Annotated in this window: 9 protein-coding genes; 3 read left to right on the top strand and 6 right to left on the bottom strand. The window is 66.3% G+C overall.

Going from position 1 to position 14,174, the window contains the following annotated elements; genetic code table 11:
• Window positions 1-35: 35 nt before the first annotated feature.
• On the bottom strand, window positions 36-641 hold the full coding sequence (locus AYJ54_RS11865; RefSeq protein ID WP_245328997.1) for a hypothetical protein: 606 nt from the start codon (window positions 639-641) through the stop codon (window positions 36-38).
• 460 nt (window positions 642-1,101) lie between these two features.
• Between AYJ54_RS11865 and AYJ54_RS11860 the strand changes: the two genes are divergently transcribed.
• Together AYJ54_RS11860 and AYJ54_RS11855 are read left to right on the top strand one after the other, a co-directional pair.
• A partial coding sequence (locus AYJ54_RS11860; RefSeq protein ID WP_245328996.1) for a LysM peptidoglycan-binding domain-containing protein occupies window positions 1,102-1,817 on the top strand: 716 nt, incomplete at its 5' end.
• Window positions 1,818-2,146: 329 nt separating this feature from the next.
• Entirely contained in the window at window positions 2,147-3,403 is a 1,257-nt protein-coding gene (locus tag AYJ54_RS11855) for a Spy/CpxP family protein refolding chaperone (protein WP_063699126.1), read from the top strand.
• A 33-nt stretch (window positions 3,404-3,436) separates the two neighbouring features.
• Here the strand turns inward: AYJ54_RS11855 and AYJ54_RS11850 are convergent, their stop codons facing one another.
• The 3 genes from AYJ54_RS11850 to AYJ54_RS11840 form a co-directional block, all read right to left on the bottom strand.
• Window positions 3,437-3,871: a hypothetical protein gene (locus AYJ54_RS11850; protein WP_245328995.1), complete on the bottom strand. Its 435-nt coding sequence runs from the start codon at window positions 3,869-3,871 to the stop codon at window positions 3,437-3,439.
• 340 nt (window positions 3,872-4,211) lie between these two features.
• A complete protein-coding gene (locus AYJ54_RS11845) occupies window positions 4,212-6,659 on the bottom strand; it encodes an adenylate/guanylate cyclase domain-containing protein (protein WP_063699101.1) in 2,448 nt (815 codons plus the stop codon).
• Window positions 6,660-6,908: 249 nt separating this feature from the next.
• The gene (locus AYJ54_RS11840; RefSeq protein ID WP_063699100.1) at window positions 6,909-8,948 is read right to left on the bottom strand and encodes an AsmA family protein; all 2,040 of its coding nucleotides are present in this window, start codon (window positions 8,946-8,948) and stop codon (window positions 6,909-6,911) included.
• 228 nt (window positions 8,949-9,176) lie between these two features.
• Here AYJ54_RS11840 and AYJ54_RS11835 point away from each other — a divergent pair, with 228 nt between their 5' ends.
• Complete coding sequence (locus AYJ54_RS11835; RefSeq protein WP_063699099.1) at window positions 9,177-9,851, top strand: Crp/Fnr family transcriptional regulator; 675 nt, start codon at window positions 9,177-9,179, stop codon at window positions 9,849-9,851.
• A gap of 131 nt (window positions 9,852-9,982) precedes the next feature.
• Here the strand turns inward: AYJ54_RS11835 and AYJ54_RS11830 are convergent, their stop codons facing one another.
• The gene (locus AYJ54_RS11830) at window positions 9,983-13,147 is read right to left on the bottom strand and encodes an efflux RND transporter permease subunit (RefSeq protein WP_063699098.1); all 3,165 of its coding nucleotides are present in this window, start codon (window positions 13,145-13,147) and stop codon (window positions 9,983-9,985) included.
• Window positions 13,147-14,076: an efflux RND transporter periplasmic adaptor subunit gene (locus AYJ54_RS11825; protein ID WP_063699097.1), complete on the bottom strand. Its 930-nt coding sequence runs from the start codon at window positions 14,074-14,076 to the stop codon at window positions 13,147-13,149. Before AYJ54_RS11825 ends, AYJ54_RS11830 begins: the two co-directional genes overlap by 1 nt.
• Between the last annotated feature and the right edge of the window lie 98 nt (window positions 14,077-14,174).

Raw genomic sequence — 14,174 nt, 5'->3', positions numbered from 1 at the left:
CAGCAAAACCGACAAGACCCCGTTACCAGTGACGGTTAGGGAAACATGAATCGGAGCGGAATCAGAGTGTTGGTTGCGTGAATCGGCGGAAAGACAGTCCGGTAGGGTGGGTTACGCTTCGCCACCCCACCCTGCGGTCCTACTTTGCATGGGGTTGTTTTCGAGATTTTTGTGGGGGCGAGCCATCTCGGGTAGCCAGAGGCGTCCGGCCGGCTGTAGAAATAGGCCCAGGCGAGATCGCCGAGCGACTTCCTCGTCGCGCTCACGAAGGCCCCCTTCTCGAGGTGGTAGAGATAGAGGTCCTGCTCGCCCGAGCCGGTCTTCTGCATCCGCACCGGCCATTGCGAATCGTTGGTGAAGCGGAAGCCGGCCGGATAGCCTTGCTCCGGCTTCAGTTCGGTCATCTGCTCGCCGTGCCGGGCCCAGGCCTGCCACTTGACGTCAAAGTCGTCCGGCGTCTCCTTCATGTACTGCTCGAGCTTGGTGACGCTGTCGGGCGAGGTGAAGGCGAGGTCGGCATTGTCGGTCAGGGTGAAGCCCGGTGGCGGGCCGGACGCGGAAAGCGCCGGCGAAGCCGCGAGACTCAAGGCAAGGGCAAAGGCGAGTGCCGGTTGGTGTGCGGCGCGGCGAAATGCGATCACGGAAAAATCCTCAAAACATGCTGTGCAACCTCGCTGGTTTGACATCGGGGATGCGCTCCGGGTTCACGGATGGCGCAGCGGCGCGAATGCAGAAATCGCCGCTCATCCCATCAGCCGACTTGCTGGCTAGCGCAAATCGGCGCAGGTTTGCGCCGTGGGCTGATTTGTGACTAAGGCTGGATAGTTTCGATGATAACCGCGTCAAAAGCATTCATTGCATTCTGCGTCCTGGCGGTGGCTGGAACCGCGCTGGTGATCGGTCCGGCCGAACTGCGCCGTCTGCTGCCAGGCGGATCGACCACCGAGGTCGCCGGCGCCGTCAGGCCGGAGGTCGAGCCAAAGGCTGAAGCCAAGGTTGAAACCAAGTCCGAGGCAAAGCCTGAGCCGAAGCTCGCGGACGCAACGCCCTCGGCGCCGCCCCCGGCCGCGTCGAAGCCGGCGGGCGCCCTCGACGAAACCNGGACGGCCGGGCTCGCCGGTCTCGCGCCGGTCAAGGCGCCGCCGGCCGCAACCGACACCGGCCCCCGCTTCGATGTCGCGCGCATCGACGATCACGGTGAGGCGGCCGTGATCGCGGGCCAGGCCGCGCCTGGTGCGAAGGTCGAGCTGCTGCGCGACGGCCAGCCGCTCGACACGGTCGTTGCCGATGCTTCCGGCCAGTTCGTCATGACCCCGCCGCAGCTTCCCGCCGGCTCCTATGAGCTGACCCTGCGCGCGAAGGCGCCTGACGGCACCGTCACAGAATCCGGCCGTAGCGTCCCGGTGACCATCGCCGAGGCGGCGCCGCCGCCCCAGCGCCTCGCCTCCGCGCGCCCCGACGCCGCGCCTTCTGTCGGCAGGCTGGCCGAGAAGCCTGACGAGAGGCAGGACATCGTTGCGGCCTTGCCGTCCGTGGCGTCGCGCCTCGCATCGGCGCCGGACAGGCCTGCGGTCCGGCAAAGGATGATGGGCGCGCCGAAACCCCGGATCATGGCAAGGGCAGAGGCCGCATCCGCCGCCGAGCCCGGCACAAGCCGGGTCATCTCGCGCGGTGACAGCCTGTGGGCGATCAGCAGGCTCGCTTACGGCGACGGTGCCCGCTTTGCGCTGATCTACAACGCGAACCGCAACAAGATCCATAATCCGAACCTGATCTATCCCGGCCAGACTTTTGTCTTGCCGCAAAAGGCGCAGTGACGTCGGGGCGTTTCGCTGCCGCGAAACCCTCTCTCCCTCTCCCCGCTCTTGCGGGGCCGTGACGAGCATCGCTCGCGCTGGGAGGGGTGGGTGAGGGGCTCCATCTGCGGGCACGGACGTAGAAGGGCAGCTACGGCTGCACAGCACTTGCGTTCGATCCGAATTCGCCCCACGCCACGATGTCACCGCCTTGGTTTGGCAAGGTGACCGGCGCTTCGTGGATTGCGACGCTCACGCAGGCGGAACCTTTGGTTCCCCTGCGCGTCATTGTGATGCGAGGTGGTGCGTGCTTGGCGCTGGAGGAGGGCCAAGTGGTCAGGTCAGTGGTCATGTCGAGATCACGCGTGGGACTGGCGCTCGCCAGCGCGGTCCTGATGGGCTTGGCAGTGCTGCTGCCGAATACAGCGGAAGCACAATTTGGTCTGCGCGGCGGTCCGCTCGGTGTCGCGCGCTTCGCCGTCGGCCATGTGCTCGGGATCGCGCGCCTGCGCCACGCCCGCATGGCGGTGCGAAGCAGCCGCTACCGTACCGCCGCGCTGAGGTCGCATGATCCGCGCGGCGCCGAACGCGGCCAGCCTGCCAACCCTTACGCCTTGCGTGCGGCGCTCACTGCGCAAGCGGCGCTCTCGGGCTGGCATGGCGGCCGCCGTCCGCAGGGCTGGTGGCGACATCCCGACGGCAGCTATGGCTGGGCCGGCCCGGTGTTCTGGCCATTCGCGCATGACGATCTCACCACCGCAATCATCTTCGGCGATTCGACCAGCCTCTCGCTGTATGGCTATGGCGACATCTATGCCGCCATCTTCGTGCCCTATGCGACGGCCGAACTCGTCGCGTACACCGAACCACAGGGCCGTCGCGCACGAAAAATCCCGACGGCACAGAACATTTGCGATGCCAGCGACACCGGCGGTCTTCCGCTCGACCGCATCTTTGCCGCTGTGCAGCCGAACGAAGCGCAGCGCGCGGCGCTCGACGGGCTCGCGGCCGCCTGGACCACAGCGCGCGATGTCATCCGCGCCGCTTGCCCGGCGCAGGCGCCAGCGAATGCTGCCGATCGGCTCGGCCTGATGCAGGCCCGCCTGGAGGCGATGATCAAGGCGACCGATGCGGTCGCGCCGCCGCTTGCAAAATTCTACGATCTTCTCGACGACGGCCAGAGGGCAAAGTTCAACGCGCTCGGCAAGGACAGCCGCGCCGCGGGCCAGGGCAAGGACACGCCGGCGGCGTGCCAGGCCGGCGCCGAGCCGCAATATGACGAGCAGGCGCAGCGTCAGTACGAGCAGCTCGTGAAGCAGCAATGGCCCGCCGACGATATCGCGTCCACCTTGCGCCTCGACGACACCGGCCGCGCCCGGCTCGACGTGCTTCAGGACACCACGCTGCGGACCATGGAGACGCTGAGCTCGTGCCCGACAAAGGCCGCGCCCACGCCTCAGGCCCGTCTTTCGGCGGTGAAGACGCGGCTCGAGACCATGCTCCAAGCAGTCAAGGGCGTGAGCGATGCGCTCGACGATTTCGAGGCTGACTTGAGCGACGAGCAGAAGACGCAGTTCGAGGCGATGGGGCCGAAGCGGGGGGCGTAAGCGACGCGCCGAGTCAAGTTGCCGCTCACGTGCTCAAATGTCATGCCCCCCGCTGGCGCCACCGACGTCAAGCCAGCGCGGCCGTTCCGCGGTCGCAAGCGCAAGCGGTGCGGGAGGGATTGCGAACGCACCGTCATATTCGCGTGCCGTCAGCAGCAGCGTGGCATATTCGTAATCGAGGATGTCGGTCATGCGCGAGAGGCGCGGATGCGTGGGCCGCGCCAGCACCGTCTCGCGGATCTCGGGATCATCAGGCGCGCCGCCGTCATTGTGGTCGGGTGCGGTGGCGAAGAACGACACCATGTCCTCGCCATGCACGCGATAGTCCTCGGGCAGCTTCAGGGTGAAGCCGTGCATCAGCGGATAGCCGGTGACGGGATCGAGCGGCCACTGCTCGCTGCTGATGCCCGGTGGCAGGTCGTAGACCCAGCCATAATGGCGCTCCCGATCGGCGGGACGGTCCAGCATCTGCAAATCATACGCGCACGAAGGCAAGGCAAATGCCACGATCATCTCCATCAGAACTCTAGCCTCGTCGCCGAGGCGACGGTTAGTCGCGGCGAGGGGAGATGTGGTTGTGACGCTATTGCGAGAGTTGCGACGACGATGCCGCGTGCTCCGCTGCGCTCCCTCCCCCCTTGCGGGGGAGGGCAGGGGAGGGGGGTAGCCCAGGAAAAGGTCTATCCGTTGTCGGAATTGAATGTGTTGGGAATGCCAAGATCGAGAGAACATACCGCGTGGCACCCCCTCCCTAACCCTCCCCCGCAAGGGGGGAGGGAACGCAGCGAGTGCGTGGAAGGAGCGAGAGCTACATCCTCCGCCGCGCCGCGGACGCGTCCACCACGTTCTCGACTTCCTCGCGCCAGGACAAGATCTCCATCGCGAGCACGGGATGGTTGAAGCCCTTGAGCTGGAGATCGTCGAGCGCGCGCGCTTCGACCCAGGGCTCGACCATGCCGTAGACGCGGCGGCTCACCACGATCTGGCCGGCCCTGGCTTCATCGCAGAGGCGCGAGGCGAGATTGGTGACGCTGCCGATCGCGGCGTACTCCAGGCGCTGTTCAAAGCCGATCTGGCCGAGCGTGGCGTAGCCCATCGCGATGCCGAGGCCGAAGCCGAGCGAGTGGCCGCGGTTCTTCCATTTCTCGGTCAGTCGGCCGATCGCATCGCGCATCTCGACCGCCATCTTCACCGCGCGCTTGGTGTGGTCGGCGAACTGAATCGGGGCGTTGAACAGGATCATCACGCCGTCGCCGGCAAAGCGGTCGAGCGTGCCCTCGTAGCGGAAGATCAGCTCGCCGAGCGCGGCGTGATATTCACGCAGCACGTTCATCGCCTCTTCCGGCTCGGTCGCCTCCGTGAAGGAGGTGAAGCCGCGCAGGTCGCAGAACACCACGGTCACCTCGCGGCGGTGGCTGTCGAGCAGTGCGTCGTGGCCGTCGGAGGAAGCGATAAGCTGGGCGACCTGCGGCGCGAGGAAGCGCTCGAGCCGCTTGATGCGGCCGATCTCGCCAAGCTGCTTCTCGACGCGCTCTTCCAGCGAGCGATTCCAGTTGCGGAGCTGCTCGGTCTGCTCCTGAAGCTTCGCCGCCTGCTGCTGCACGGTTTCATGCGCGGCGGCGAGTTCGCGGCCCTTGTGGTCGACCTCGGTGAACAGACGCGCATTACGCATCGCCAGCACGGCCTGGTGCGCGAAGGTCCGCATCAGGCCGGTGAGACTCCCCGGGAATTCTCCGGCCGCGCGGTGCAGCACCACCAACGAGCCGAGCGTGCCCTGTTGGTCGACCAGCGGCACCACCAGCACGGAGTGGAAGCCGGCATTGACCGCGACGTCGCGCAGTGGCTGCTCGGCGGCGTGGTCGAGGTCGGCAATCGCAATCGGCTCGCCGCTTCCCGCGGCATCGCTCAGGATGTTCGCGCCCTCGTCGATCGTGACATGCGCGCCCTCGGCGGACTTGTCGATGCCGTCGGCCTCGACCAGGTTGAACTGTCGCTTCCCGGCATCATAGCCGTAGATCAGCACCGCATCGGCATGGGTGATCTCGAGCGCACGGGCGGCGATCGTCGGCAGCACGGCGTTGAGATCGAGCGAGGAGGCGACCGCGCGGCCGACCTCCTCCAGCACCTTGAGCTCGTTGATCGACTGTGCGAGGTCGCGCGTGCGTTCCTCGACCTTGGTTTCGAGACCCGCATAGGTCTCCTGGAGCTGGCCGGCCATGCGGTTGAACTGGCCGGCGAGATCCTCGAGCTCGTCGGAGGTGTGCACGTCGATGCGGTGGCTGAAGTCGCCCTCACCGAGCCGGTGCGCGCCGGCGCGCAGCGCCGCGATCGGGATGATCATGCGGCGGGCGAGCAGCGTGCCGGCGAGGATCGCGACCATCAATCCCATGCCGATCAGAAGCGCGATGCGCACGAGCTGGTCGCGGATCGGCATCAACGCCTGCGTGGTCGGCTGCTCGAACAGCACGCTCCAGCCGAGCTTCGGCACGGCGCTCGCAGCGGTCAGCACCGAATGGCCGTTGAAGTCGGTGCCGGACGAGTCGGGCTCGCGGCCGGGCGCGATCGCGGCGGCGACCTGCGGCAGCTTCGACAGATCCTTGCCGACCTCGGGTCCCTTCGACGACGTCGCCAGCACACGCCCGCGCGGATCGACCACATAGGCGAAGGCGGCCTTGCCGACCTGTGCGTCGATGAGGAAATCGGAGAGGAAGCTCAGATCGATCTCGGCCACGGTGACGCCGGCATTGAAGCCGGAATGCGCCACCGAGATCGACATGAACGGCGACTGGTCGACGAAATGAGCCGGCGCATAGCTGACACCACGGGCAACCGCGTCGGTGAAGCGCATGTCGCGGGAGAGGTCGGCGTTGCTGCCGGTGGTGGTCGATTGGCGCGAGACGCGCAGCACCTCGCGGCCGTCACCGTTGAGCTGGAACAGCTGGCTGACGACCGAGACCTGATGCAGGAGCTGGGCGTAATCGGCGCGGCGCTTGTCGATGGTGTCCTGGCTCGCCCGGGTGACCCAGCTGATCTGGCGCTCGAGCTCGGAAATCGATTGTTCGATCCTTCGCGAAGCAGCCTGCGCCTTGTCTTCCAGCCCGTCGGTCAGCGACGTCTTGGTGGCGCGATAGGAGATCCAGGTCTCCATCGCACCGTTGACCGCGAGCACGAAGACGACGAGGCCGACGAGGGAGACGACGTATTTGGCGAACAGGCCCTCGCGGAGAAGCCCGATCTTGTCTTTCGCTCCTGCCATCCGGATCCTCATGCGCGGCGACCGATGCCGGCGCTATGGGCCGTAGAGGCCCGGCAGCCCTTCTACCATAGTTTGGGCCACCGGGACGGAGCAGCACCCGGCGTGGTTACTCGCCGAGGACACCATGATGGTCGCCGGGGTGGTGAATTGTCGCAGCAGGCGATGGCGTCCCCGTCCTCCGTTCGTCGGACGCCATGGAGGGGTGGGCCATGGAAAGATGGCCTTCGAAGTCCGTGCGTTGGTCGACAATCACCGGCTAAAGAGCTGCCGCAGCACGTCGTTCATCGGCTGGCTGTCCTGCTGCGCGGCCGGCGGATCGTCATGGGCCGGGGGTGCGGGCGAGGCCTGTGGCGCCGGCGTGGCCGGGGTTGCCGGCAGGCCGCGGCTGCTCCGGCCGGTGCCGCTCCCGGCGCCGCCGGAGAGCCCCTGCTGGATCAGATTCCCGATCGCTGCGCCGAGCGGGCCGCCAAGCAGATCGTTCTGCCCCGGCTGCTGCGTTTGCGGATTGGCATTGCCGGCCGCGTTGCCGCCGTTTGACGCGGCGCCGCCGAGACCGAGGCTGCCCAGGATGTTGCCGAGCCCCGCGCCATCCGGGCCGAACAGGCCCTTGCCCATCTCGCGCAGCTTGGCATAGGCGGCGTCCGGATTGTCCAGCATGCCGGCCATGTCCGGATAGATCCGCGGCTGCGACCAGAGGCCTTCGATCATCACGGGGATGCCGAAGCCGACCGGGTCGGAGGTGCGGCCCTGGCCTTCGGTCGTCATCACGAGCTTCGGCTCGACGCGAAAGCCCATCATCTTGGTGCCGAGGTCGATGGTGCCGGCGCCGGTCACCCGCACCAGGGGGCCGATCAGATTGAGATCGGTCGTCACCGCCTGGCCCTTGTCGATGCGGAAGGAGGCGGAGAGCTGCGAGAGGTCCGTGCTCAGCTCCTGGCTATCCTGCCAGCCGGAGAGCGTGCCCGCCGTCAGCGAGCGGATCATCTGCGCGACATTGATGCCGCGGATGGCGCCGTCCTGGAAATTGGTGAACGCCGTGCCCTGCATGTTCGCCATCAACGCGCGCTGGCTGGTGCCGGCGCTGCGCAGCGCGAGCTTGGCTTGCAGCTTGCCGTCAAGCCGGTCGAAATCGGCGAGCCCCTTCAGCAGCGGCAGGGCGCGCACGCCGACGAGGTCGGAATGCATGGCGAAGCTCGGCGCACCGCTGGTCGCATCCAGTATAACTTCGCCCGAGATCTGGCCGCCATAGGCGCCGAGATTGGAGGTGCCGGCCTTCAGCACGCCGCCGGCAAGTTTCGCATCGAGCGCCAGCGGCGCAAGCCGCGCCTCGCCGATATTGGCTTCGTTGGCCGAGATCCTGACCTGCGCGTCGACATAGTTGAGGCCGGAGACGTCGATCGGCGCATTGCTCCAGGGCTGCCCGGCCGTGCCCTCAGGCGACTTCGACAAGGGAAGGGTGAGCCGCTGGAAGTCGAGATCGAGCTTGACCAGCGGCTTGCTGGCGATGTCGACCGAGGCCCAGCCGTTGAACGCGCCGTCGCCGAGCACGCCGGTCAGGCCGTTGATCATCACGACGCCGCCGTTGAGCCGCGTCTCCGCATGGCCCGTGAGTTGCGAGGTCAGCACGTCGGGAATGTCGATGGCGAAATCCACCGGGATGGACTGCCGCTCGATCGGCGGCGCGGGCATGCCGGCCTTGATGTCGAACTTGATGGCGCGCTCGCCGGCGCGCGCGGTGCCAGCGAAATCGACCTTGCGGTCGCGGTCCGTGACGGCCTCGGCATTGATGGCGCTGATGCGGCCCTCGACGCGGTCGCGCACGCGCGAGAATGCGACTTCGCCGTCGGTGATCCTGATGCGGTCGATGCTCGCCCCGTCCATGTCCAGCGATACGGCCGGCGTCGGCGACGGATTGGCATTCGGCAGGCGCTCACGCAGCAATGGCTGGTAGAGTACCGGATGGCTGATGACGAGCTCGCTGATTTTCGGACGGCCCGACCACACGCTGGACAGCGTCATGTCGGCCTGCACGCTATCGACGGTCAGGCGCGTGATGCCGCTGCGGTCCCTGGGGTCCTGAAGCGTGAGGTCGTTCAGCGTGATGTTCAGCGTCGGCCACAGGCTCACCTTGGTCGTACCGTCGATCGACAGGCGATAGCCGGTCGCGTTCTCGACGCGCGACGCAATCGTCGAGGTCAGGAAGCCCGAGGGGATCCCGACCACGAGGAGAAGCGCGATGACGATGATGACGGCGGCGACGGCAGCGCCGGCGAATTTCACTGCTCTCATGTGGACTTTCCAACGACGGATAACGGCGCCGAACCCGGCCGGTCACCCGTCCTTAGCGCGGGAGTTTATCGGGAAGCTGCTCCAAGCGGCCAAAAATAGTCAGGGGGTGCTGCAAAGTTATGTGACTTATGACACACTTCTCCGGCGCGACTTTTACGCGATTCTGATGTTGTTGGTTCCAAGGAATTTGCCAAGGGATTTACCAAGCGAATTGATAAGGGAATTGAGATGAGCAAACAGGCCGAATTTGCGGTCATTCTGAAGATGAACCCGATGTTCGCGGATCTTGGCGCGGACGAACTCCAGCGGCTGTCGAACCTCTGCCACACCCAGCATCTGGCAAACGGCGAGGTCCTGTTCCAGAAGGGCGATGCGGGCGATGCGCTGTTCGGCGTGCGCCGCGGCCAGATCCGCATCGAGACCGGCGCCTCCGACGGCAGCCGGCTGACGCTGAATTTCATGGGGCCGGGCGACCTGTTCGGCGAGGTCGCGGTGCTGGATGGCCAGAGCCGCACGGCGGACGCGACCGCCGGCGAGGCCAGCGAGTTGTTCGTGCTGCGGCGTGAAGACTTCCTCGCTTTCCTCGAGCGCGAGCCGAAGGTCGCGATCAAGCTCATCGCGCTGCTGTGCCAGCGCATCCGCTGGCAGAGCGAGCGCATGGAAGAGTCCATGCTGCAGCCCCTGCCGGTGCGGCTGGCGCGGCGGCTTTGCGCACTCGCCGCCGACTTCGGCTCCGAGGTGCACATTTCGCAGGAGCAACTCGGCGTCTTCGTCGGCGCCGCCCGCGAAAGCGTCAACCGCCAGCTTCAGGCCTGGCGCAAGGACGCGATCCTGGATCTCCAGCGTGGCCGCATCCTCCTGAAGAACATGACGAGGCTGACGTCGATCGCGCGGAATGAGTAGGGGGCAGCTACGCTGCTTCCGGTGCGTCGTCTAAAGCAAGCAATCTGGATTGTTGGCCAGGGGCGACCGCATATGGTCGTCCCTCGTCACTGAACTCGAAGAACACCATCTCCTCGTCAGGCTCGGAAACCCTACTCCGCCGCGGGGTGCACGACATTCTTCGACGCCCGCGCCGCTTCCGCCGGCGTGGCTCCGGCGGGCGGAGCTGCACGGTGATCGGCGCTTTCAGCATCCTCGCTGTGCACGATCAGCCGCTTGCCGAAGCGCCAGATCAGGTTGCCGATGTCGTCCATCACCATGAACATCGCGGGCACGAACACCAGCGACAGCACGGTCGAGAAGATCAGGCCGCCGATCACTGCGAGCGCCATCGGCGAGCGGAACTCGCCGCCGGCGCCGACCGCGAGCGCGCTCGGCATCATGCCGGCGACCATTGCGATCGTGGTCATCACGATCGGGCGGGCGCGCTTCATGCCGGCGTCGATCATCGCGTCATCCCGCGGCTTGCCGGCGCGGATCGCTTCGATCGCGAATTCGACCAGCATGATCGCGTTCTTGGTCACGATGCCCATCAGCATCAGGATGCCGATCCAGACCGGCGTGGTGAGCTGCTTGCCGGTGACGAGCAGGGCGGCGATGGCGCCGCCGATCGAGAGCGGCAGCGAGAACAGGATGGTGATCGGCTGCAGGAACGTGCCGAACAGCAGCACCAGCACCGCATAGACCATCATCAGGCCCGCCGTGATCGCGGTGGCGAAGCCGTCGGACAGTTCGTTGAGGCTTTCGGCATCGCCGGAGGGTGAGACCCTCACGCCTTTCGGCAGGCTCTTCATCACCGGCAGCTCGTAGATCTTCCTGGTGGCGTCGCCCAGCGCGGCGGAGCCGACGAGGTCGGCGGCCACGGTCGCCTGGCGCTCGCGGTCGTAGCGGTTGATGCTGGTCGGACCCTGGTCGAGCTTGACGTCGGCGATGACAGAGAGCGGCACGCCGCCCTTTTCGCCGTGCTCGCCGAGCGGCACGCGCAGCTGCTCGAGCGTCTTGAGATTGCCGCGCGCGGCGTCCTCGAGCTGCACGCGGATCGGCACCAGCCGGTCGCCGACGTCGAATTTGGCGAGCGCGGGGCCGACGTCACCGATGGTCGCGACACGGATGGTCTGCGACAGGCTTTCGGTCGAGACGCCGAGGCGCGCGGCGAGATCGGCGCGCGGCTCGATGCGCAGCTCCGGCCGCTCCAGCGCGGTTTCCGAGATCACGTTGGAGATGGTCGGGATTCGCTTCATCTGCGTCGCAAGCTCGCTCGCGACGTTGTTGACGATGTTGGCGTCGACGCCGGTCACGACCAGCGAGATCGCGCGCAGGCCGTTCTCGTCCAGGAACCAGAACCGGATGTCGGGGATGTTCTCCAGTTCCTGGCTGATCGAGAATTCCAGCTCGCGTTGGGTGATATCGCGTTCGGTCTTCGGCGTGTAATTGATGATCAGGGCCGCGCGACGCACCTCCTGTGTCCCCGGCGGAACACGGCCGCCGTCGACGAAGATGCTCTTCACTTCCGGCCGCTTGCGCAGCCGCGCGACGATGTCCTCGGTGACCTTCTCGGTATAGGAGAGCTGGGTGCCGGGTGGCAGCTCGATCGCGAGCAGCGAGCGCGCGCTGTCCTGCGCGGGCAGGAAGCCCTGCGGCAGCAGCGTGATGCTCCAGATCGAGGCGGCGAAGATCGCAAATCCGATCACCACGGTGATGAAATAGTGCTTCACCGACCAGGCCACGATCTTGTGGTAGGTGCGCAGCACGCGCCCCGGCGGCGGCTCCTCGTGATTGTGGTGCTTGAGGAAGTAAGCCGCCAGCATCGGCGTGACGAAGCGCGCCGCAAGCAGCGAGAAGAACACCTGCACCGAGACGGTGATGCCGAACTGCTTGAAGAACTGCCCGGCGATGCCCGACATGAAGCTTGCCGGTGCGAAGATCGCGATGATCGTGAGCGAGATCGCGATCACCGCGAGGCCGATCTCGTCGGCGGCCTCGAGCGCGGCACGATAGGGCGATTTGCCCATGTTCATGTGCCGCACGATGTTCTCGATCTCGACGATGGCGTCGTCGACCAGAATACCCGTCGACAGCGTGATGGCGAGGAAGCTGACAAGGTTGAGCGAGAAGCCGAGGAGGTCCATCGCCCAGAACGCCGGGAAGATCGACAGCGGCAGCGAGATCGCGGCAATGATCGTGGCGCGCAGGTCGCGCAGGAACAACAGCACGATGATGACGGCGAGGATGGCGCCTTCGAACAGGGTCGAGATCGCCGCCTCGTAGTTGCCCTTGGTGTATTCGACCGAGGTGTCGATCAGCTTGAGGTCGACGTCGGGATAGGCGGCCTTGAGCGCGTCGATGCGCTTCTGCACGGCGGCGGCGACCACCACGTCGCTGGCGCCCTTGGAGCGCTTGATGCCGAGTGCCACGACCGGCTCGCCATTGAAGCGGGCGAAGGTGCGGCGGTCGGCGATGGTATCGGTGACGGTGCCGAGATCGTCGAGCCGGACCTCACCGCCGCCGAACAGCGGGATCATGGTGCCGGCAAGGTCGCTCAGCGTCTTGGCGCCGGCCAGTGTCCGGATCGCCTGGTCGTTCTTGCCGATTTCGGCGCGGCCGCCGGCGACGTCGACATTGGTGCCGCGCAGGCTCTGGCTGACATTGACGGCGGTCAGCCCCATAGCCTGCAGGCGATCGGGGTCGAGTGAGACCAGGATCTCGCGCTCGACACCGCCGATGCGCTCGACCTGGGCGACGCCGCGCACGCCCTGGAGCGCACGCTTGACCACGTCGTCGACGAAATAGGACAGCTGTTCCGGCGTCTTGCCGGGCGAGATCGCGGCGTAGGTGACGATCGGAAGGCCGATCACGTCGACGCGCTGGATCAAGGGCTCGGTGACGTTCTGCGGAAGGTTGGAGCGCACGCGCGTCACGGCGTCCTTGACGTCGTTGAGCGCACGGTCGGTGTTGGTCTCCAGCGCGAACTGGATCGTGGTCACCGACAGGCCGTCGGTGATCGACGAGGTGATGTGCCGCACGCCCTCGACGCCGGAGACCGCGTCTTCAACCGTCTTGGTGACCTGGGATTCGAGCTCGGCGGGCGCCGCGCCGAACTGCGACACCGCGACCGAGATCACGGGAATGTCGGCCGAGGGCAACCGCGTCACCGCGAGCTTGGTGAAGGAGACCCAGCCGAGGATCAGGAGAATGATCGAAAAGACGACCGACGGCAGCGGATTGCGGATCGACCATGCCGAGATATTGAGAGCCATCAGCGTACTCGCGATCGATCGATTTCATCGGCGAAGACAGTCTTGATCTGGTCGCCGTCATGCAGCGAGCTGCCGGCGTCGGCCACGACGATTTCGCCGACGTCGAGACCTTCCAGGATTTCCGTCGAGGTGTCGGACGTCAGTCCCACCCGCACCTTCCGCGTCTCGACCGTATTGCCTTTGACCACCTGGACGGTGAGATGGTCAATGGCGGTCTTGGGAACCGCAACGCCGCAGCTTCGCTTGGCGTCGATCGAGGCACGGGCGAACATCCCGACCTTCAGCGAGGGGTTGTTGGTGACGCTGATGCGGACGCGGCCGAGCTGGGTGTTGCGGTCGATTTCGGGCGAAACCAGCCGGACCCGTCCGATCAAATCGGGCGCGTCGTCGCGGCTGATCCGTACGGTGGCGCCGGGGTTGAGCTTGGGCATGTGGACGGCCGGAACCTGCGCGTCGAGCTCGATCTCGCCGTTGACGGCGATGCGGAACATCGGACCCGCCTGCGGCGAGGCCGGCGCACCGACGATGGTGCGGACTTCGGTGACGAGGCCGGCTGCGGGGGCCTTCAGCGAGATCGGACCTTGCTGGCCGGGCCGCGCCGGCTGGCCGGGAATCTGCGGCGGCGGCGTCAGACGGGCCAGTTCCTGGTTCTCGGTCACGGTCGCGCCTTCCGTGACGAAGACATCGGTGACCCTGGATCCTTCCTGGTCGGCCACCACCACGGCCTCGCGCCGCGGCACGAAGAAGCCGGTCACCCGCACCAGATCGGAGAAGCAGGCATTGGTCGACTTCGTCACGACAACGAGCGCCTCGCCCGGCGTTTCCTTTGCTTCCGGACGATGCCGATGTTCGAACAGGTAATAGCCGACGCCGAGCGCAACCATGAACAGCACGGTTCCTGCAGGCTTGAGATAGTCAGTGAGGTTCATCGCCGGATCATCCTGGCCTGGCTCACGGCCGTCCGCACGAGGCCTTTTGAGAGGGGTTCCCTGAAACGAAGCGGCGTCCCGCAAGGCTGCGGGACGCG

Source organism: Bradyrhizobium centrolobii (genome assembly GCF_001641635.1).
GTDB lineage: Bacteria > Pseudomonadota > Alphaproteobacteria > Rhizobiales > Xanthobacteraceae > Bradyrhizobium > Bradyrhizobium centrolobii.
The sequence above is the reverse complement of the archived record's forward strand: the minus strand, read 5'-3'. Positions and strand labels throughout refer to the sequence as shown.

Excerpts from the sequence above, each read along its gene's own strand:
- AYJ54_RS11855 (WP_063699126.1), top strand. The coding sequence starts at position 2,147 with ATGTCGAGATCACGCGTGGGACTGGCGCTCGCCAGCGCGGTCCTGATG.
- AYJ54_RS11850 (WP_245328995.1), bottom strand. The coding sequence starts at position 3,871 with ATGCTGGACCGTCCCGCCGATCGGGAGCGCCATTATGGCTGGGTCTAC.
- AYJ54_RS11845 (WP_063699101.1), bottom strand. The coding sequence starts at position 6,659 with ATGGCAGGAGCGAAAGACAAGATCGGGCTTCTCCGCGAGGGCCTGTTC.
- AYJ54_RS11840 (WP_063699100.1), bottom strand. The coding sequence starts at position 8,948 with ATGAGAGCAGTGAAATTCGCCGGCGCTGCCGTCGCCGCCGTCATCATC.
- AYJ54_RS11835 (WP_063699099.1), top strand. The coding sequence starts at position 9,177 with ATGAGCAAACAGGCCGAATTTGCGGTCATTCTGAAGATGAACCCGATG.
- AYJ54_RS11830 (WP_063699098.1), bottom strand. The coding sequence starts at position 13,147 with ATGGCTCTCAATATCTCGGCATGGTCGATCCGCAATCCGCTGCCGTCG.
- AYJ54_RS11825 (WP_063699097.1), bottom strand. The coding sequence starts at position 14,076 with ATGAACCTCACTGACTATCTCAAGCCTGCAGGAACCGTGCTGTTCATG.